At 72.0% G+C, this 19,738-nt stretch carries 18 protein-coding genes; 7 read left to right on the top strand and 11 right to left on the bottom strand.

What is annotated here, in order from left to right; all coding sequences use genetic code 11:
- Window positions 1–12: 12 nt before the first annotated feature.
- Window positions 13–513 (top strand): Cys-tRNA(Pro) deacylase, encoded by a 501-nt coding sequence (gene ybaK / locus ABZY33_RS10795; RefSeq protein WP_356491193.1) that lies wholly within the window; start codon window positions 13–15, stop codon window positions 511–513.
- Between the two features lie 213 nt (window positions 514–726).
- Window positions 727–1,680 (top strand): dihydrodipicolinate synthase family protein, encoded by a 954-nt coding sequence (locus tag ABZY33_RS10790; protein WP_356491192.1) that lies wholly within the window; start codon window positions 727–729, stop codon window positions 1,678–1,680.
- A 3-nt stretch (window positions 1,681–1,683) separates the two neighbouring features.
- On the opposite strand, the gene ABZY33_RS10785 is transcribed toward ABZY33_RS10790, so the two are convergent.
- The 4 genes from ABZY33_RS10785 to ABZY33_RS10770 all read right to left on the bottom strand — a co-directional run bounded on the left by ABZY33_RS10785 (window position 1,684) and on the right by ABZY33_RS10770 (window position 5,613).
- Window positions 1,684–2,367, bottom strand: coding sequence for a DUF2567 domain-containing protein (locus tag ABZY33_RS10785; RefSeq protein WP_356491191.1), 684 nt, complete (start codon window positions 2,365–2,367; stop codon window positions 1,684–1,686).
- 34 nt (window positions 2,368–2,401) lie between these two features.
- Complete coding sequence (locus ABZY33_RS10780) at window positions 2,402–3,223, bottom strand: ABC transporter permease (RefSeq protein ID WP_356491190.1); 822 nt, start codon at window positions 3,221–3,223, stop codon at window positions 2,402–2,404.
- Window positions 3,220–4,200: an ABC transporter ATP-binding protein gene (locus ABZY33_RS10775; protein ID WP_356491251.1), complete on the bottom strand. Its 981-nt coding sequence runs from the start codon at window positions 4,198–4,200 to the stop codon at window positions 3,220–3,222. Before ABZY33_RS10775 ends, ABZY33_RS10780 begins: the two co-directional genes overlap by 4 nt.
- Window positions 4,201–4,374: 174 nt before the next feature.
- Window positions 4,375–5,613, bottom strand: coding sequence for an NYN domain-containing protein (locus ABZY33_RS10770; protein ID WP_356491189.1), 1,239 nt, complete (start codon window positions 5,611–5,613; stop codon window positions 4,375–4,377).
- Between the two features lie 287 nt (window positions 5,614–5,900).
- Between ABZY33_RS10770 and ABZY33_RS10765 the strand changes: the two genes are divergently transcribed.
- Window positions 5,901–6,092 (top strand): hypothetical protein, encoded by a 192-nt coding sequence (locus tag ABZY33_RS10765; protein ID WP_356491188.1) that lies wholly within the window; start codon window positions 5,901–5,903, stop codon window positions 6,090–6,092.
- A 94-nt stretch (window positions 6,093–6,186) separates the two neighbouring features.
- On the opposite strand, the gene dnaE is transcribed toward ABZY33_RS10765, so the two are convergent.
- Entirely contained in the window at window positions 6,187–9,726 is a 3,540-nt protein-coding gene (dnaE, locus tag ABZY33_RS10760; RefSeq protein WP_356491187.1) for a DNA polymerase III subunit alpha, read from the bottom strand.
- Between the two features lie 178 nt (window positions 9,727–9,904).
- On the opposite strand from dnaE, the gene ABZY33_RS10755 reads away from it, so the two are divergent.
- From ABZY33_RS10755 to ABZY33_RS10745, 3 genes are all read left to right on the top strand, one after another.
- Window positions 9,905–11,236, top strand: coding sequence for a DUF2252 domain-containing protein (locus ABZY33_RS10755; protein WP_356491186.1), 1,332 nt, complete (start codon window positions 9,905–9,907; stop codon window positions 11,234–11,236).
- Between the two features lie 73 nt (window positions 11,237–11,309).
- Complete coding sequence (locus ABZY33_RS10750) at window positions 11,310–11,990, top strand: hypothetical protein (RefSeq protein ID WP_356491185.1); 681 nt, start codon at window positions 11,310–11,312, stop codon at window positions 11,988–11,990.
- Between the two features lie 55 nt (window positions 11,991–12,045).
- Window positions 12,046–12,897, top strand: a complete 852-nt coding sequence (locus ABZY33_RS10745) for a thioredoxin domain-containing protein (protein ID WP_356491184.1) — start codon at window positions 12,046–12,048, stop codon at window positions 12,895–12,897.
- A gap of 35 nt (window positions 12,898–12,932) precedes the next feature.
- Here ABZY33_RS10745 and ABZY33_RS10740 read toward each other — a convergent pair whose 3' ends face one another.
- Entirely contained in the window at window positions 12,933–13,502 is a 570-nt protein-coding gene (locus tag ABZY33_RS10740) for a dienelactone hydrolase family protein (RefSeq protein ID WP_356491183.1), read from the bottom strand.
- Window positions 13,503–13,564: 62 nt separating this feature from the next.
- On the opposite strand from ABZY33_RS10740, the gene ABZY33_RS10735 reads away from it, so the two are divergent.
- The gene (locus ABZY33_RS10735; protein ID WP_356491182.1) at window positions 13,565–14,674 is read left to right on the top strand and encodes a mechanosensitive ion channel domain-containing protein; all 1,110 of its coding nucleotides are present in this window, start codon (window positions 13,565–13,567) and stop codon (window positions 14,672–14,674) included.
- Window positions 14,675–14,701: 27 nt separating this feature from the next.
- On the opposite strand, the gene ABZY33_RS10730 is transcribed toward ABZY33_RS10735, so the two are convergent.
- From ABZY33_RS10730 to ABZY33_RS10710, 5 genes are all read right to left on the bottom strand, one after another.
- Window positions 14,702–16,288 carry a Na+/H+ antiporter gene (locus ABZY33_RS10730; RefSeq protein ID WP_356491181.1) on the bottom strand — a complete coding sequence of 529 codons (1,587 nt, stop codon included), beginning with the start codon at window positions 16,286–16,288 and terminating at the stop codon, window positions 14,702–14,704.
- 213 nt (window positions 16,289–16,501) lie between these two features.
- Entirely contained in the window at window positions 16,502–16,981 is a 480-nt protein-coding gene (locus ABZY33_RS10725; protein WP_356491180.1) for a GNAT family N-acetyltransferase, read from the bottom strand.
- The gene (locus ABZY33_RS10720) at window positions 16,978–17,919 is read right to left on the bottom strand and encodes an RluA family pseudouridine synthase (protein WP_356491179.1); all 942 of its coding nucleotides are present in this window, start codon (window positions 17,917–17,919) and stop codon (window positions 16,978–16,980) included. The genes ABZY33_RS10725 and ABZY33_RS10720 overlap by 4 nt, the downstream gene beginning before the upstream one ends.
- Window positions 17,920–18,039: 120 nt before the next feature.
- Complete coding sequence (lspA, locus tag ABZY33_RS10715; RefSeq protein WP_356491178.1) at window positions 18,040–18,630, bottom strand: signal peptidase II; 591 nt, start codon at window positions 18,628–18,630, stop codon at window positions 18,040–18,042.
- Between the two features lie 81 nt (window positions 18,631–18,711).
- Entirely contained in the window at window positions 18,712–19,659 is a 948-nt protein-coding gene (locus tag ABZY33_RS10710) for a TraR/DksA C4-type zinc finger protein (protein WP_356491177.1), read from the bottom strand.
- Window positions 19,660–19,738 lie beyond the last annotated feature (79 nt).

Raw genomic sequence — 19,738 nt, 5'->3', positions numbered from 1 at the left:
GGACCAGGCACGGTGGCGAAGAAGACCAAGAAGCAGCAGTCCGCGGGCACCCCCGCGACGGTGGCGCTCACCGCCGCGGGCACGGCGTTCACCGTGCACGCCTACGAGCACGACCCGGCCCATCCCTCGTACGGCGAGGAGGCCGCAGAGGCGATGGGGGTCTCCCCCGACCGGGTCTTCAAGACGCTGGTCGCCGACGTCGACGGCCGGCTGACCGTGGCGGTCGTGCCGGTGGCGGGCCAGCTCGACCTGAAGGCGCTGGCCGCGGCGGTCGGCGGCAAGCGGGCCGCGATGGCCGACCCGGCGCTCGCCGAGCGCACCACCGGGTACGTCCGGGGCGGCATCTCCCCGCTGGGCCAGCGCAAGTCGCTGCCCACGGTCATCGACGCCTCGGCGCGGCAGCACCCGACGATCTGCGTCTCGGCGGGCCGCCGCGGCCTGGAGGTCGAACTGGCCCCCGGCGACCTGGTGGCCCTGACCGGCGCGGTACTCGCTCCCGTCGGACGCGCCTGACCCCGCGGCGGACCGGGCCGCTGCGCCCGGCGCCGCCCGCACCGCTCCCCGGGAGCGCTGTTCACCGGGCGTTCGCCCGCCCGCCGCGCTCTTGACACCGCCGAAGCCGGTGCCGCACTGTCACCCTGGAGGTGGGACGTCCCACGTCACGGTCCCACCTGCGTCGCCGCACCGTCCGCGTCCGCCCGCCGACCCGACCGGGAGACCACCGCCATGACTTCGCGCGCCCCGTTTCCCGCCCCGCTCCGCGGCGTCGTCCCGCCCCTGGTCACGCCGCTGACGCCGGAGGGCGAGGTGGACATCGCCTCGGTGCGACGGCTGGCCGGGCACCTCGTCGACGCCGGGGTGCACGGTCTGTTCCTGCTGGGCTCCAGCGGCGAGGCGGCCTACCTCACGGACCTCCAGCGGCGCACCGCCCTGGAGGCCGCGGTGGAGGCGGCGGCGGGCCGGGTGCCGGTGCTCGCCGGGGTCATCGAGACGACGACCGCACGGGTCCTGGAGCGGGCGAAGGACGCGGTGCGGGCGGGCGCGGACGCGCTGGTCGCCACCGCGCCGTTCTACACCCGCACGCACCCGGCCGAGGTCGGGAGCCACTTCCGGCGGCTGCGGTCCGGCACGGGGCTGCCGGTGTTCGCCTACGACATCCCGTCCGCGGTCCACACCGAACTGGGCCGGGACACCGTCCTCGCGCTGGCCGCCGACGGCACGCTCGCCGGGCTCAAGGACTCCAGCGGCGACGAGGGCTCCCTGCGCCGCCTGCTCGGCCCGCTGCGCGCCGCGGCCCCCGCCTTCGCCGTACTCACCGGCGCCGAACTGACCGTGGACGGCGCCCTGCTGGCCGGCGTCGACGGCGTCGTTCCCGGACTCGGCAATGTGGACGCCCACGCCTACGTACGGCTCTACGCGGCCGCCCGCGCCGGCGACTGGGAGACCGCCCGGCGCGAACAGGACCGGCTCGCCGCACTGTTCGCGATCGTCGACGCGGGCGACCCGGCCCGGATGGGCGGTTCGTCGTCGGCGCTCGGCGCGTTCAAGGCGGCCGTCCACCTCCAGGGGATCATCGGCTGCCCGGCGACCGCGGCGCCGCAGGTCCCGCTGGACGCCTCCGAGCTGGCCCGGGTCCGGCGCCTGCTCGTCGGAGCGGGTCTGCTCCCCGGCCGGCCGTAGCCCTCAGACCTGCGTGCCCGGCGGCTCCTGCGCGGGGCGCGGGGCGTGGTCGTAGTAACCGGCGTACGGGTCGGGGTCGCGGGGGCCGAAGAGGCCGGTGAGCCCGAGGTGGACCACCAGGGCGGCCAGCGGCCAGGCGAGCAGCGCCCCCTTGGCCTTCAGTTCGAGCGGGGCGTCGAAGACGATGCCCTTGCCGAGCTGCTTGGCGTGCGCGGCCACGTCCTGCGTGGGCCCGAGCCAGATCCCGAACCGCCAGGCGAGCAGGCCCCCGAGCAGGCTGCCCAGGGTGAGTCCGACGACCAGCGGGACGCCGCCGCGCCGGCGCCACAGGAAGACCGCCAGGCCGGCCAGCACGCCGAACGCGAGGCCGAGCAGAGTGAACGTTCCGTCGATCCCGATGGCCTGTTCGCCCTCGGTGTCCTTGAGGTAGACCGCCGTACTGTCCGACACGAGCGGGATCCGCGGCGCGAGCCACAGCCACAGCGCGCCCAGCAGCAGGCCGGTGAGCGCGACCGCGACCGTCACGAGGGCGGCCTCGCGCAGCTCGGTCCGCAGCCCGGGTCCGTCCTGCGCGTGCTGCGGCGCGGGGGGCAGGTGCCCGGTCATCGGGTCGGGGGCCTGCCAGGGGTCCCCGTGCCCGTTGTCGTGCGGGGGCTGATGAGGCGGCGGCGTCAGCGGTGCGGTCACCCTGCCATCGTGCCAGGCGTGCCCGCCGGGCGCGTCACCGGACGGCTGCCCGGCGGTAGGCCCAGGTGGCCACGGCCAGGGAGGCGACGCCGACGGCCGCGCAGACGCCGAGGTCGAGCAGGACGGTGGGCCAGTCGGGGTGGCCGCCGAAGGTCCGCGCGAGGGCCTCGACGCCGTACGTCGAGGGCAGCAGGTCCCGCGCGTACCGCACGGCCTGCGGCATCCGGTCGGCCGGCAGCACGCCGAGCAGCAGCGCCGCGGACATGCCCAACTGGCCGAGCAGCGTGGCCAGTTCGGGCCGGGGCGCGAGCAGCCCGAGGGCGGCGCCGAGCCCGGCGAGGGCGGCTCCGGCCAGCGGGATCACCGCGGCCAGCACCCACAGGTGGGTCAGCGGCAGGTCGAACATGGCGCAGCCGGCGACCGCGGTGACGACGGTGCCGGGCACGGTGAACGAGGCGTAGGCGCCCGCGACGCCGAGCACCACGGAGGCGGGCGGCACGGGCAGGGTCGCGTAGTGGTCGAGGCCGCCGGCCGCGCGCAGCTGCCCGAAGTACTGGGCGAGCAGGTTGAGCGCGACGAAGGCGACGACCAGCACGGCGGAGCCGGCGACGACGGCCCGCGCCTCACCGCCGCCCCGGTCGACGACGCCGCGCATCAGGATCATGATCCCGATGGACTGGAAGGTCGCCACGAACAGCAGCGGGATGCGGGCCACCCGGGCCCGGGAGAGCTGGGCGCGGTAGACCGCGGCGAGCGAGGGCAGGAACCGGGCCCGGGGGGCGAGCCCGTCGTCGGCGGTCACGGCCGGCGGCCGGTGCCGGCGCTCGCGCACGGCTTCCGTGGATACGGCGGTCATGCCTTCACCAGGCCCTTCACACTGCTGCGGCTGCCGCCGAGTGCCAGATAGACGTCCTCCAGGCTCGGCGTGGCGAGCGTGAAGTCGTCGAGGGAGTCGAAGGCCGGGCCGCCGGTGACCGCGGCGACCGCGGCCCGGGCCGCGTCCGGCGCCAGCCGCAGCGACCAGCGCCGTCCGGCCTCCACGGCGTGCTCGCGCAGCCGGGCGACCTCGGGCAGCTGGAGGGGCGCCTTCTCCCGCCACACCAGCTCGACCCGCACCTCCCCGGCGACGCGGTCCTTGAGCCCGGCCGGGGAGTCGCAGGCGATGACCCGTCCGGCGTCCAGGACGGCGACGCGGTCGAGGACGGTCTCGGCCTCGATGACGTTGTGGGTGACCAGCAGCACGGTCGTGCCGCGCTCGGCCCGGCGCCGGTCCACCGCGGCCCACACGGCGCGCCGGGCGACGGGGTCCATGCCCGTGGTGGGTTCGTCGAGCACGAGCAGGGGCCGCTCGCCGACGAGGGCGGCGGCGAAGCAGGCCAGGCGCCGCTGGCCGCCCGAGAGCTTCTTGAGCGGGCGCGAGGCCAGCGGGGTGAGCCCCAGCTCCTCCAGGACGGCGTCCCGCTCGGCGCGGGCCGCGCGCAGGGGGAGCCCGCGCAACCGGCCGGTGGTCTCGGCGGCGAGGGAGACGGTCAGCTCGTCCAGGGCGGTCGACTCCTGGCCGAGGTAGGCGAGGATCCGCGCGGCCCGCTCGGGGTGGCGCACGATGTCGTGGCCGAGGATCTCCACGCTGCCGGTGTCGGGGCGCATCAGCCCGGTCAGCTGCCGCACGAGGGTGGACTTGCCGGCGCCGTTCGGCCCGAGCAGCCCGAAGATCTCCCCGCGGCGGATGGAGAGCCGGACGTCGTCAGTGGCCCGCACCGGCGGGGCGGCGGGGACCCCGCGCCGCCCGCGGACGGCCGGGTAGGTCTTGCTGAGACCGCGCACCGCGCACACCACAGCGGCCCGTTTGTGGTCCGGGGCGGCATCATCGGTGCGCGTACTCACGAGGAACGAGAGTACGGGGTCCGGGCCGCCTCATTGCGCGCGGGGCCGGACAAATGAGGCGGGCGGCGGCGCCGGGCAGGGCCGGGAGCCGGTCGCCGGGGCGTCCCCCGCCCGCGCGGGTCGTCACTCCCCGGCGGTGGCGTGCTCCGCGGTGCGCACGTCGATCTCGCGCCAGAACCCGGCCCGGATCGCGTACCGGTCGTGCTCGTCGATCTGGTCGTCCTTGTGGGCGAGGAGGCCGAAGCGCGCCGCGTAGCGCAGCAGCTCGCCGTCGATGCGGTGCGGCACCCGCGGGTACATGCCGCCCAGCTTGGCGAGCCGGGCCGGGTCGGCGAGGCGCGCCATCCACCGGCGGGCGAAGACCTGGCCCACCTCGTAGGGGTCGCCGCTGACCGCGGTGATGTCCTCCTCGCGGTCGGCCCAGCGCTGCTCCGCGGTGGTGAGCTGGGCGAGGGTGGGCAGGGAGGCCGCCTCCGGGGGCTCACCGCCGCCGCCGGGGCGCTCCACCCACCCTTTGTCGGAGGACCAGCGCAGCGTCGCGTTCGTGGGGTGCTGGGCGGCCGGTGCGGCGGTCGTGCCGGGGCCGCGCAGGGCCGCCAGGTCCTTGGGGGTGGGGACGCCCTTGACGGCGGCGGCGCGCTCCTCCGCCTCGCTCTGCGGGCGGGCGGCGGGCTCGTGCTGGGCGGGCGGCGCGTCGGCGCCCTCGTCGACCGGGCGTCCGGCCTGGGCGTGGGCGGCCTCGGGCAGCGGCGCGGAGAGGATCGCGGCGATCTCGGGGCGCGGCACGGGCTGCGGGGCGCAGACCCCGCCCAGCTCCTTGGCGCGGACGGCCTTGGTGATCCAGACCCGGTCGAGCACGCGCCGCTCGTCGGCCTCGGCGACCAGGTCCTCGGACTGGTTGTAGTCGCCGTCGGCGGCCTGCACGGCCCACAGGTGGACGGCGACGCCGTGTTCCTTGGCGGCCATCATGCCGGGCAGCAGATCGCCGTCGCCGGTGACCAGGACCACGTCGGAGCAGGCGCGGTTGCGGGCCAGTTCGGTCAGCTCGGCGTGCATGGCCGCGTCGACGCCCTTCTGCGCCCAGCGGCCGTCGCTGCGGGTCAGAGCGCCGAGCCGGACGGTGACGCGGGGCATCACGCGCAGCCTGCGGTGCTCGGGCTGCGGAACCCGGTCGGGGGCGCCGTCGAACCAGTAGATGCGCAGCAGCTGGCGCTCGGTCTCGCTCTCGGCGCGCTCGCGCAGGCCCTGGATGAGGGCGGCGTGGTCGACGTGGATGCGGGAGCGGGAGGGCTCGCCGGCCAGGAGACTCGCGGCGGCCCCCAGGAGATACCCGGCATCCACCAGGACGATGCAGCGGTCCACGCGATCCACCCTCTTTCGCCGACTTACGACAGTCCGGACGCGCTCACGGGGCGGCGCCCGCGGGTTCGCTTCGGGTTTCCTTCGAGTCTGCCCGACGGCACGGGGGTTAACGGCCCGAACTCGATCTTCGGCGTGGCGGATGCGGTGAAGGCGCGCCGGGTGCGCCTCGATCCCCCGTGTCACGCACGGTAATTGCCCGATATGCGATCTTTATCAGGCTATGTGAATCTGAACGCGAACCTGGCCCCGAGATCTCCCAATCTCCCCCCAATAGGAGGCAGATCAATATGGCCAAGAACAAGAATCGCAAGCAGTCCGGCGACCAGAACCGCTCGTCCGGTGCGGAGCGCGGCCGCGAGGAAGTCCAGAAGTCCACCATGGAGGCCCAGTCGACGTCGCAGGCGACGCTGGAGCCGCAGGCGATGGGCAGCCCGTCGGACGTCGCCCGTAAGCACAAGAAGCGCTTCGGGCACAACTGACGCACCGCCTAAGGCATTTGGTACGTGACGAGGGGCGCACCCAGGATCCGGGGTGCGCCCCTCGACGTACGGACGGCGGCGGTGGCGGGCCGGGTCAGCCGGCCAGGCAGGCCGGGCCGAGCAGCACCTTCAGGTCGCCGTAGAGCGCCGGGTCCGGCTTCACGCGGTGCCGGTCGAGCCGCAGGACCGTGGTCTTGCGCGGCCCCTGGAGCTTGATCCGCACCTCGCTGTCGCCCCGGTGGTTGCTGAGGATCTCGCCGAGGCGGCTGATCATCGGCGGAGTGACCTTGAGCGCCGGGATGGTGAGGACCACGGGCGCGTTGGTGCCCGCGTTCGACAGGTCGGGGACCTGCATCTCCATGGCGACGAGGCGGGGCACGTCCTCGCGCTTGTCGAGGCGGCCCTTGACGAACACCACGGCGTCCTCGACGAGTTGGGTCGAGACCAGCTGGTAGGTCGCCGGGAAGAACATGCACTCGATGGAGCCGGCGAGGTCCTCGACGGTGGCGATCGCCCAGGCGTTGCCCTGCTTGGTCATCTTGCGCTGCAGGCCCGAGATGATGCCGCCCACGGTGACCACGGCGCCGTCGGAGAAGTCGCCGCCGGTCAGCTGACCGATACCGGCGTCCGCCTTGTCGGAGAGCACGTGCTCCAGGCCGAAGAGCGGGTGGTCGGAGACGTACAGGCCGAGCATCTCCCGCTCCTGGGCGAGCAGATACGTCTTCTCCCACTCGTCGGTGGAGAACTCGACGTCGAGCCCGAACCCCGGTTCGCTGCTGTCCGCCTCACCCATGCCGCCGAAGAGGTCGAACTGTCCCTCGGCCTCCTTGCGCTTGACCGCGACGACATTGTCGATCATCGGCTCGTACTGCGCGGTGAGGCCCTTGCGGGTGTGCCCCATCGTGTCGAACGCACCGGCCTTGATGAGCGATTCGGTGGTGCGCTTGTTGCAGGCGGCGGCCTCGACCTTGTCGAGGTAGTCGGGGAACGACTCGAACTTCCCCTTCGCCTTGCGCGAGCGGATGATCGAGTCCACCACGTTCGTCCCGACGTTGCGGACCGCCTCCAGGCCGAAGAGGATCACGTCGTCGCCCTGGGCGGCGAAGTTGTGGAGCGACTCGTTCACGTTCGGCGGCAGGACCCGGATGCCCATGCGGCGGCACTCGTTCAGGTAGACCGCGGACTTGTCCTTGTCGTCCTTGACGGACGTGAGCAGCGCCGCCATGTACTCGGCCGGGTAATTGGCCTTCAGGTACGCGGTCCAGTAGGTGACCAGACCGTACGCGGAGGAGTGCGCCTTGTTGAACGCGTAGCCGGCGAACGGCACCAGGACGTCCCACAGGGCCTGGATCGCCGCGTCGGAGTAGCCGTTCTTCTTCGCGCCCTCCTGGAAGAGGACGAAGTTCTTCGCCAGCTCCTCGGGCTTCTTCTTGCCCATCACGCGACGGAGGATGTCGGCCTCGCCGAGCGAGTACCCGGCGATGATCTGGGCGGCCTTCTGCACCTGCTCCTGGTACACGATGAGGCCGTAGGTCAGGCCGAGCGTCTCCTTCAGGGGCTCTTCGAGCTCCGGGTGGATCGGCGTGATCTCCTGGCGGCCGTTCTTGCGCTCCGCGTAGTTCGTGTGCGAGTTCATGCCCATCGGGCCCGGCCGGTACAGGGCCGAGACGGCGGAGATGTCCTCGAAGTTGTCGGGCTGCATCTGGCGCAGCAGCGAGCGCATCGGACCACCGTCGAACTGGAAGACGCCGAGCGTGTCACCGCGGCAGAGCAGTTCGAAGGTCTTGGGGTCGTCGAGCGGGAGCGAGAGCATCTCCAGGTCGATGCCCTTGTTGGCGCGGACCATCTTGACGGCGTCGTCCATGATGGTGAGGTTGCGCAGGCCCAGGAAGTCCATCTTGAGCAGGCCGAGCGACTCGCACTGCGGGTAGTCCCACTGCGTGATGGTGACGCCGTCGGTGTGCCGGGTCCACAGCGGGGCGTGGTCGACGATCGGCTCGCTGGACATGATCACGCCGGCCGCGTGCACGCCCATCTGCCGGACCAGGCCCTCGACGCCCTTGGCGGTGTCGATGACCTTCTTGACGTCCGGCTCGTTCTCGTACATCCCCCGGATCTCGCCAGCCTCCCCGTAGCGGGGGTGCTGCGGGTCGGTGATGCCGGAGAGGTCGATGCCCTTGCCGAGGACGTCGGCGGGCATCGCCTTGGTGAGCCGGTCCCCCATCGCGTACGGGTAGCCGAGCACGCGCGCGGAGTCCTTGATCGCGTTCTTGGCCTTGATCTTTCCGTACGTGCCGATCATGGCGACCTTGTCGGCGCCGTACTTCTCGGTCACGTACCGGATCACCTCGACGCGCCTGCGCTCGTCGAAGTCGATGTCGACGTCGGGCATGGAGACGCGCTCGGGATTGAGGAACCGCTCGAAGATCAGTCCGTGCGTGATCGGGTCGAGGTCGGTGATGCCCATGGCGTACGCGACGATCGAGCCGGCCGCGGAGCCGCGGCCGGGGCCGACCGCGATGCCGTTGTTCTTCGCCCACATGATGAAGTCGGCGACGACCAGGAAGTACCCCGGGAACCCCATCTGGATGATGATGTCCATCTCGTACTCGGCCTGCTTCTGCCGGTCCTCGGGGACGCCGCCCGGGTAGCGGCGCTCCATGCCGCGGCGGACCTCCTCCTGGAACCAGGTGACCTCGGTGAAGCCGTCGGGGATCTCGAACTTCGGCATGAGGTCGCGCTTCTCGAACATGCCGGTGGTGTCGATCTGCTCGGCGACCAGGAGCGTGTTGCGGCACCCCTCCTGCCAGGCGTCCGAGGAGTCGACGGCGTACATCTCGTCCGTCGACTTCAGGTAGTAGCCCGTCCCGTCGAAGCGGAAGCGGTCCGGGTCGGAGAGGTTCTTGCCGGTCTGGATGCACAGCAGGGCGTCGTGGGCGGTCGCCTCGTGCGCGTACGTGTAGTGCGAGTCGTTCGTCACCAGCGGCGGGATGCCGAGCTTCTTGCCGATCTCCAGGAGGCCGTCGCGGACCCGGCGCTCGATCTCGATGCCGTGGTCCATCAGCTCCAGGAAGTACCGGTCCTTGCCGAAGATGTCCTGGTACTCGGAGGCGGCCTTCAGGGCCTCGTCGAACTGGCCGAGGCGAAGGCGGGTCTGCAGCTCACCGGAGGGGCAGCCGGTGGAGGCGATCAGGCCCTCGCTCCACTGCGCGATCGTCTCCTTGTCCATGCGCGGCCACTTCTGGAGCCAGCCCTCGGCGTACGCGTCCGAGGAGAGCTTGAAGAGGTTGTGCAGCCCCGTCCTGTTCGCCGCCCAGATCGTCTTGTGCGTGTAACCGCCCGAGCCGGAGACGTCGTCGCGCTTCTGGTGCGGCTGGCCCCACTGGATCTTGCGCTTGTTGCGCCGCGACTCGGGGGCGACGTACGCCTCGATCCCGATGATCGGCGTGACGCCCGCCTTCTGCGCCGAGTGGAAGAAGTCGTACGCCCCGTGCAGGTTGCCGTGGTCGGACATCGCGATGTGCGTCATGCCCATCTCGTTGCACGCGTCGAACATGTCCTTCAGCCGCGCGGCACCGTCCAGCAGCGAGTACTGGGTGTGGACGTGCAGGTGCGTGAAGGGCGGCTTTGTCACGGGTGGGGCTCCAATGGCGAACAAGGGGCGAACGCGGCGGGGACAGCTTGGAAGTCTACGACCGCGAGGTGACAGCCGACGGGCACTCCGGAGTACGGTCGGTCGTTGGACAGGGCAGGACGCCCGTCCTGCGTGTCATACGAGCCCACGCACCATCTGTACCAGGAGGCACCCGGCGATGTCGGTCCCGCAGCCCACCGCTGAGCAGCGCGGCGAGGAGATCCTCGCCGTCTTCGACACCGCCTTCGGCGAACTCCTCGCGGCGGACCCCGCCGCGTTCCGGGTCAAGTTCCGCAAGATGGCCGCTTCGGCGTTCGCGTTCTACCGCGGCACGGCCTGCCTGTTCTACCGCGACGTGGAGCGCGAGCAGCACGGCGGCCCCTACCTGGACGACCGCACCAGCCGGGTGTGGATCCACGGCGACCTGCACGCGGAGAACTTCGGCACGTACATGGACGCGACGGGCCGGCTGATCTTCAATGTGAACGACTTCGACGAGGCGTACGTCGGCCCGTTCACCTGGGACCTCAAGCGGTTCGCCGCCTCCGTGGCGCTGATCGGCTACGCGAAGGCGCTGGGCGACGACCAGATCACCGGCCTGGTGCGCACGTACGCGGCGGCCTACCGCGAGCGCGTCCACGCGCTGGCCACGGGCGCCAAGAGCGACGAGGTGCCGCCCTTCACGCTGGACACCGCCGAGGGCCCGCTCCTGGACGCGCTGCGCGACGCCCGCTCGCTGACCCGTTTCGGGCTGCTCGACTCGATGACCGTGATCCGCGACTTCGAGCGCCGGTTCGCCGACGGCGGCGGCTCCATCGAGCTGGACGCGGCGACGCGGTACAAGGTCCTCGCGGCCTTCGACGGGTACCTGGAGACGCTGCCGGACTCCTCGCTGACCCGCCCGGACTCGTACCGCGTGAAGGACGTGGTCGGGCGGCGCGGCATCGGGATCGGCTCCGCGGGCCTGCCCTCGTACAACATCCTGCTGGAGGGCAACAGCGACGCGCTGGAGAACGACGTCGTGATCTACATGAAGCAGGGCCAGACCCCGGCCGTCTCCCGGCACATCACCGACCCGGCGATCCGCGCCTACTTCCAGCACGAGGGCCACCGCACGGTCATCTCGCAGCGCGCCCTGCAGGCGCACGCCGACCCGTGGCTGGGCTGGACCGAGCTGGACGGCTCCGGCCAGCTCGTCGCCGAGGTGTCGCCGTACGCGGTGGACCTGGACTGGGGCGACATCGACGACCCGGAGGAGATCGCGGCGGTCGTCGCGGACCTCGGCCGGGCCACGGCGGCGATGCACGCGGCCGCGGACGACCAGTCCGGCGAGTCGCTCGTACCGTTCTCCACGGAGCGCGCCATCGACGCGGCGATCGCCGCCGACGAGGACGGCTTCGCGGATCTGCTGGTCGACTTCGCGCACACGTACGGGGCCCGCGCGCGTGCGGACCACCAGATCTTCGTGGACCTGTTCCGCAACGGCCGCATCCCGGGGCTGCCCGCCTAGGCCCGCACGATTCCATAACGCACAGGCACCCTTTAGCCATCGCCTACCGCCGGTCATGGCACACTCTGCCGCGATGGACGACATATCCGGGATTCAGCTCAGAGCCGTGCGCGCGGCCCTCTTCACGGCGTTCGTCGTGACGCTCTCCGCCGCGTCGCACGTCCTGCTGTCCCGGGCCCCGCTGCCGCTCACGCCGGTCGCCGTGACCGGCGTCGCCGTCTTCGGGCTCGCCTACGCGCTGGCCGGCCGGGAGCGTGGCTTCGGCCGGATCGCGGCGCTGCTCGTCCCGCTGGAACTGGCCGCCGACACGGTCTTCACCACCGGCCAGCACGTCTGTTACGGCGAGGCGGGCGGCCCGGTCGCCGGGCCGCTGCGCTCGTTCGGCTTCGACGTGCTGTGCGGCGGCAGCGTCGGCGCCCCGCTGGCCCGGATGACCGGTGGTACCGGTGACCGGGCCGCCGCCCTGCTCGCCCACAGCGACCCGGCGGCGTCCTGGCTGCTGCTCGGCGCGCACGTCGCGGTCGGGCTGCTCGCGGCGGGCTGGCTGCGCCGCGGTGAACAGGCCCTGGCCCAGCTGCTGCGCGCGGTCGCCGTGTTCGCGTTCCGCCCGCTGCTGATCGCCTGCGCCGCGGCCGGGGCCCACCTGGAGCCCGCACCGCGCCGGCCGCGCCCCGCCGCCGCCGTGCCGGCCGCCCGCGCGCGTATCCGGCTGCACTCCGTGGGACGGCGCGGACCGCCGTGCCCGGCCGTCTGAAGCCGGCGCACGACAGTCCCGAACCCCTTTCTGACATCCACGGAGCAGACAGATCATGAGCAAGCGCAACAGCCAGCAGGCGAAGTCGGCGGCCCGCGAGCGGCTGCGAGTCGAACGCGAACGGCAGGCCAAGAAGGACAAGGCGAAGCGGCAGGCGATCGTCGCCGGTTCCGTCGTTGCCGTCCTCGCGATAGCCGGCGTCGTGAGCTACCTGGTGGTCCAGGGCAACAAGCCGTCCCACTGGGAGCAGGCCCTGGACGCCAAGAGCGCCGACGTCGTCGCGCCCGCGCACACGACGGGCAAGGACGGTACGACCGTCGTCATCGGCAAGGACAGCGCCAAGAAGACCCTGAAGCTCTACGAGGACTCGCGCTGTCCCATCTGCGCCTCCTTCGAGCAGACGGTCGGTCCCACCGTCCTCAAGGACGTCGACGACGGCAAGTACAAGATCCAGTACGTCGGCGCCACCTTCATCGACGGCGACAGCACGGGCAAGGGACAGATCGGCAGCAACGGCGAAGGCTCCAAGAACGCCCTGAGCGCGCTCGGCGCCGCCCTGAACGTGAGCTCGGACGCCTTCCTCGACTACAAGGCGGCCCTCTACTCGAAGCAGTTCCACCCCGAGGAGACGGACGACAAGTTCAAGAGCGACGATTACCTGATCAAGGTCGCGAACACGGTCGACGCCCTGAAGAACGACAAGGCGTTCCAGAAGGACGTCAAGAACGGCACCTATGACGAGTGGGCGATGAAGATGTCCACGACGTTCGACAAGAACAAGGACGGCGTCAACGGCACCCCGAGCCTCGTCATGGACGGCAAGAAACTGACCGGGTCGGACGGGCAGAACGCCCCGATGACGGTGGCCGAGTACAAGACGGCGCTCGACAAGGCCCTCAAGGCCTGAACCGCGCCAGGAGGGCCTTCGCCTGCTGAAGGCCCCTAGAGCGCGTCCAGGAAGCCGAGCGCCACCCGCCAGGTGGCCTCGGCGGCCTGCGCGTCGTGGTCCGGCAGCTCCGGGTCGGTGTAGAGATGACCGGCCCCGGCGTACCGGTAGACCTCCACGTCCGCCCCCGCCCGCCCCATCTGCAGATACCACGCGGTCAGCCAGTCGTCCGTCTCGAACGGATCGGGCTCGGCGACGTGCAGCTGGACCGGCAGCTCGTCGACGGAGGCGTTCGCGGCCAGGTCGGACGTGCCGTGCAGGAGCAGCAGCCCCCGCGCCTTCTCGTCGCCGAGGGCGAGGGTCTGCGCGACCGCGGCGCCGAACGAGAACCCCGCGTACACCAGGCCGCGGTCGGAGTAGGGCGCGGCGGCCAGCACGGCCCGCTTGAGCAGTTCGTCCTTGCCGATCCGGTCCCGGTGGGCCATGCCCTCCTCGACCGTGTCGAAGGTCCGCCCCTCGAAGAGATCCGGGGTCCACACCTCGTGCCCGGCGCCGCGCAGCCGGTCGGCGGCGGCCTCCACCGCGGGCCGCAGTCCGTACGTGGAGTGGAAAAGCATGATGTTCATGGGGCCCATGGTGCCAGGAACGCCACAGGTTAGAGCAGGCCGATCCCGGTTACGGTCGAGGGATGGAGAACGTACTGCGCCCGCTGATCGTTGTCGGTGGCTCGGTCGTGCTCACACTCCTTCTCGGGTGGGCCGTCGACCGTCTGCTGCAACGCACCGACCGACGCCACCACGAGACTCCACTGTGGGGACTGCTGCGCCGCTGCCGCCTGCCCTTCCAGTTCACGCTCTGCGCGGCCCTGCTGAGAGGCTCCTACGACCAGGCCGAGCTGACGAAGGAGCACTCCGCCGGGGTCGGCCAGGCGCTCACCCTGGTCCTGATCGGCGCCACCGCCTGGCTGGTCGTGCGGATCGCGACCGCCGTCGTCGAATCGTCCTACGCCCGCTACGCCACCAGCCACCGTGACGCGGCCCGGGTCCGCCGGGTGCGGACCCAGGTCACCCTGATCCAGCGCATCGTTATCGCGGTGGTCGGCGTCGTGGCGGTCTCCGCGATGCTGCTGACCTTCCCCGCCTTCAAGGCCGCGGGCGCCTCCCTGCTGGCCTCCGCGGGCATCCTGGGCATCGTGGCCGGTGTCGCCGCCCAGTCGACGCTCGGCAACCTCTTCGCCGGCTTCCAGATCGCCTTCGGCGACATGGTGCGGATCGGCGACACCGTCGTGGTCGACGGCGAGTGGGGCACCATCGAGGAGGTCACCCTCACCTACCTCGCCGTCCGGACCTGGGACGAGCGCCGGATCACCATGCCGGTGTCGTACTTCACATCGAAGCCGTTCGAGAACTGGTCGCGCGGCGGCTCCCAGATGACCGGCACCGTCTTCTTCCACCTGGACCACAGCGCCCCGGTGCCGCTCATGCGCGAGAAGCTGCACGACATCCTGCTCGACTGCGCCGCCTGGGACGGCCGCGACTGGAGCCTGGCCGTGACCGACTCCACGCCCAGCACGATGCAGGTCCGCGCCGTGGTCACCGCCAAGGACGCGGACGACATCTGGACGGTACGGGTCCGGGTGCGCGAGCAGCTGCTCCGCTGGCTGACCGACCACCACCCCTACGCGCTGCCCCGGGTCAACACGGCGACGGCCCTGATCGCCCCCGGGGAGATCGGCACGACCCTGCCGACCCGCGACCTCATCCGCAACGGCCACGCGCCCCGCACCGGCCGGGGCTGACCGCCCGCCGTCCGCCGGAGCCGGCCCTCAGCGCAGGCTCCGTACGTCCAGCTGCCGCAGCACCCGGTCGACGACCTCCGGGTCGGCGCCGGGCTCGCTGCGCGCGGCGAGCACCTCGTGCCGGGCCGCCGAGAGCATCTCGTTCTGGATCCGGCGCACCCGCTTGATCCGGGCGAACCGTTTGGCCTGGGACGCGCGCCGCTCCTCGGCCCCCAGCTCCGGATTGATCCGCAGCCCGATGTCGTAGGCGCGGCGCAGCATCTGCTCCTGCACGTCCTCCGGCAGCTCCTCGACCTCCTCGATCTCCTTGAGCCGGCGCTTCGCGGCCTTCGCGGCACGCAGGGCGAGGTCCTTCTCGTACTCCTGCTCCAGTTCGGTGTCGGCCTGCACCCCGAGCTTCTTCACCAGCCACGGCAGGCTGAGCCCCTGGAGCACCAGGGTCGCCATGATGACGCCGAAGGCGATGAAGACGATCTCGTCGCGCTTGGGGAAGGGCGAGTCGTCGTCCATGGTCAGCGGGATGGCGAGGGCCAGGGCTACGGAGGCCACCCCGCGCATCCCGGACCACCACATGATGACGGTCTCGCGCCAGCTGACCGGGATCTCCTCGGCGACGTCGCGCCGCGCGTGCAGCCGCTGGGTCACCCAGGTCATCGGCAGCAGCCACAGCAGGCGGACGACGATCACGACCCCGACGACCGCGGCCGACCAGCCGAGCATCTGGCCCCAGTGGCCCTCCGCGGTGCGGACGACGTTGTGGACCTCCAGGCCGATCAGGCCGAAGGCGACGCCGGTGACCAGGGTGTCGACGACGTCCCAGAAGGCGCGGCCGGTCAGCCGCGTGAGCACGTCGTCGGCGTCGAAGGCGCGCTCGGCCAGGAACATGGCGGTGGTCAGCACCGCGAGCACACCCGAGCCCCTCAGCTCCTCGGCCAGCACGTAGGAGGCGTACGGGACCAGGAGGGTGAGCCCGATCTGGAGGGTGGCGTCGCCGAGGTAGCCCATCAGCCGGTTGGCGGTCCAGCCGAGGGCGACCCCGACGGCGACGGCGACGACCGCGGAGAGGACCAGCTGGAGCGCGGCGTGCGGCAGCGAGAAGCTGCCGCTGACGGCGGCGGCGATCGCGACGTGGTAGAGCACGATCGCGGTCACGTCGTTGAACAGTCCCTCGCCCTCCAGGATCGACACCAGGCGCCGGGGCAGGCCGAGTTGGCCGGCGACGGCGGTCGCGGCGACCGGGTCGGGCGGCGCCACCAGCGCGCCGAGCGCCACGGCGGCGGCGAGCGGCAGCCCCGGCACCACGGCGTTCGCGATGAGGGCGACCGCGGCGGTGGTGACGAAGACGAGCGCGACGGCCAGCAGGAAGATGGGCCGTCTGTTCGCCGCGAACTGGCGCCACGAGGTGCGGTGCACGGCCGCGTAGAGCAGGGGCGGCAGGACCAGCGGGAGGATCAGGTCCGGTGGGACGTCGACGTTCGGGACGGCCCGGATCAGCGCGAGGACGATGCCGAGCAGCGTCATCAGGACCGGCGCCGGCAGCCCGAGCCGGTCGCCGAGCGGCACGCTCAGGACGGCCCCGAGCAACAGCACGAACAGCAGGGCCAATTGATCCACGGGTGCTCCGGCCAAGGTCGACGATCAAGAACGTTCGGCCTCCAGAGTGCCACGCCGCCCCGTCCCGACCGGTGATCATCCGGGCCCCGTCGAGCATGCGGCTCCGCCGCAGCCCCAGGTAGGGAGAAGCGCCCCTGGAACGGCGCACGCAGTGCGCATTTCAGGGGCGCGGGAAACTGCGCGACCAGCCACGACGAAAGCGGCACCCGACCGCTACGCCAGAGACTTCCTCATCGCCAGATGAGGAATCCCGGCGTCCGGGAACTCGGGGCCGTACGCGACGTACCCCAACCGCTCGTAGAACCCCAGCGCATGCGTCTGCGCATGAAGGTCGACCGCGGTCATCCCCCGGCCCCGGGCAGCCTCCTCGACGGCCGCCACCAGCGCCGCACCCACGCCAAGACCCCGCGCGACCTTCAGCACGGCCAACCGCCCGAGCGCCCCGACATCCGGTGCCCCGCCGTTCTTGGCCGCCGCGGCCTCACCCGTCAGCAACCGCCCCGCGCCGAGCGGCAGCCCGTCGTCCTCCCGCACCGCCAGCACATGGACCGCCCCGGCGTCGTACGCGTCGTACTCAAGATCCTCCGGCACGCCCTGTTCCTCGACGAAGACCTCCCGGCGCACGGCGAAGCAGGACGCGCGGTCCGCGTCGGTCGCGGCGACGCGGACGGCGTACCCCGGCGCCGAGCTCACTCGCTCTCCGCCCGCACCCGGTCCAGCGCGACCTGGAGGTCCTCGGGATACTCGCTGGCGAACTCGACCCACTGCCCGTCCGCCGGGTGCTCGAAGCCGAGCCGCACCGCGTGCAGCCACTGCCGGGTGATCCCCAGCCGCTTGGCGAGCGTCGGGTCGGCGCCGTACGTCAGGTCGCCGACGCAGGGGTGCCGGTGTGCGGACATGTGCACGCGGATCTGGTGCGTGCGGCCGGTCTCCAGCTTGATGTCGAGCAGGGAGGCGGCGCGGAACGCCTCGATGAGGTCGTAGTGAGTCACCGAAGGCTTGCCCTCGGCGGTCACGGCCCACTTGTAGTCGTGGTTCGGGTGGCGGCCGATGGGGGCGTCGATGGTGCCACTCATCGGGTCGGGGTGGCCCTGCACGAGCGCGTGGTAGCGCTTGTCCGGCACCCGCTCCTTGAACTGCCGCTTCAGCGACGTGTAGGCGCGCTCGGACTTGGCGACGGCCATGAGGCCGGAGGTGCCCACGTCGAGGCGGTGCACGATGCCCTGCCGCTCGGCGGCGCCGGAGGTGGAGATCCGGTACCCGGCGGCGGCGAGCCCGCCGATGACGGTGGTGCCGGTCCAGCCGGGGCTCGGGTGGGCGGCGACGCCGACCGGCTTCACGATGACCACGATGTCGTCGTCGTCGTGGACGATCTCCATGCCCTCGACGGGCTCGGCGACGATCTGCACCGGCGCGGCGGCCTGCGGCATCTCCACTTCCAGCCAGGCCCCGCCGTGCACGCGCTCGGACTTGCCCACGACCGAACCGTCCACCGTCACCTTCCCGGCGGCGGCGAGCTCGGCGGCCTTGGTGCGGGAGAAGCCGAGCATGCGGGAGATGGCGGCGTCGACGCGCTCGCCCTCCAGGCCGTCGGGCACGGGCAGGGTTCGGATCTCGGGAACGGTGCTCACGCATCGAGTATGCAGGAGCGCACCGACAGCCCCGCACCACAGCCCCGGTCACCGGGGCCGCGGGCCCCTCCCCGGGCCGTGACCCCGCTCACCAGGCACCGGGCCTGGCCGCGCGGAGCCTCAGTCCTTGTGGACGGTGCCGTCCGGGTCGATGCCGCGGAAGGACAGCAGCACGATCAGGATGCCGCCGCAGACGATCGCGGAGTCGGCCAGGTTGAAGACCGGATAGTTCTTCGGCGCGATGAAGTCGACGACGGCACCCTCGAAGACGCCGGGAGCACGGAAGATCCGGTCCGTGAGGTTGCCGAGCGCCCCGCCGAGCAGCAGCCCGAGGGCGATCGCCCACGGGGTGCTGTACAGCTTCTTCGCCAGCCGCGCGATGACGACGATCACGGCGGCCGCGATCACGGTGAAGACGATCGTGAAGGCCTCGCCGATGCCCCAGGCGGCCCCCGGGTTGCGGATCACTTCGAGCTGCAGCCAGTCCCCGAGGACCTGGATGGAGTCACGGTGCTCCAGCTTGGCGACCACCAGCAGCTTGCTGCCCAGGTCCAGGGCGTACGCCAGCACGGCCACGGCGAACAGCACGGCGATGCGCCGCCTGCCCCGGGCCGGCGCGGCCGACGATCCGGCCCCGCCGTCCTTCTCCGGCTCCGCTGCCCCCGCCTCGGGAGAATCCGGCGTACCGATGATGCGCTCCGCCTCTGCCACGTGAGTCCCTCGACCTAGGTACCTGACTGAGGACGAGAGTACGGCACACCCGAGCGGCCCCACAGGGACGGTGCGGCCTCCCTAGTAGCGGCGCTCCTGCTTCTGCTTGCACTCCACGCACAGGGTCGCCCGGGGGAACGCCTGCATCCGCGCCTTGCCGATCGGGTTCCCGCAGTTCTCGCAGAGCCCGTACGTGCCCGCGTCGAGCCGGTCGAGGGCCCGCCGGGTCTGCTCCAGCATCTCGCGCGCGTTGGCGGCCAGCGCCATCTCGTGCTCGCGCGTGATGTTCTTCGTCCCGGTGTCGGCCTCGTCGTCCCCGGCGCCGTCGCCGGAGTCCCGCATGAGCCCGGCGAGCGCGGTCTCCGCCGCCTCGATCTCGCTGCCGAGCCGCAGCGCCTCGCTCTGCAGTTCGGCCCGCGCCTCACCGGCCTCCTCCGGCGTCCAGGGGTCCTCGCCGGGCCGTACCGCCAGCTCCCCCGGTTCCGCGGCGGCCTCCCGCGCCTTGGGAACCGCGCCGGGCTGCTCCGCCGCCGTGGCCGTGCCCTGAGTCTTCTTCGCAACCACCGTCGTGGCTCCCGTCGTCTTCGCGGCCTCGGCCGCGCCCTCGGTCGCGGAGGCGACCGACTTCTTCACCGCACCCTTGCGCCCGGCGGACCGCTCACCGGCACCACGCTCAGCGGTGCCCGCCTTCGTGGTCCCCTCGGTCGCCTTCTTGGTCGTACGTTTCCCCGCCGCGGGCGTCTCGGCACCCTCGGCGGCACTCTCGCTCTCCCCTGTAGCCGCGGCGCCCGTACCCGCCGCCTTCTTGGCCGTACGTTTGGCTGCCGGTGCGGCCGCGCTCTTCTTGTCCGCCACCTTCTTGCCGGCCACCTTCTTGCCCGTCGCCTTCTTGCCCGTCGCCTTCTTGCCGACCGCCTTCTTCTTGGGCGCCGCGTCCTCACCGGAGGCCTCGGCGGCCCCGCCGGAGGCACCCGCGCCCGTGGATCTGCCGGACGCCGACTGCTGATCGGCGCTCTTCTTCGCCACCATGGCCGCGGCCCCTTCACGAATTGTGATCTTGCACGCGAATCGTGCTGGGACGATAAATCGACTTCCGGCTCGCGGCAAC

It is taken from the genome of Streptomyces sp. NPDC006552 (assembly GCF_040611655.1).
Taxonomy (GTDB): Bacteria; Actinomycetota; Actinomycetes; order Streptomycetales; family Streptomycetaceae; genus Streptomyces.
Note: the sequence above shows the minus strand (reverse complement) of the source record. Positions and strands in the feature narration are given on the sequence as shown.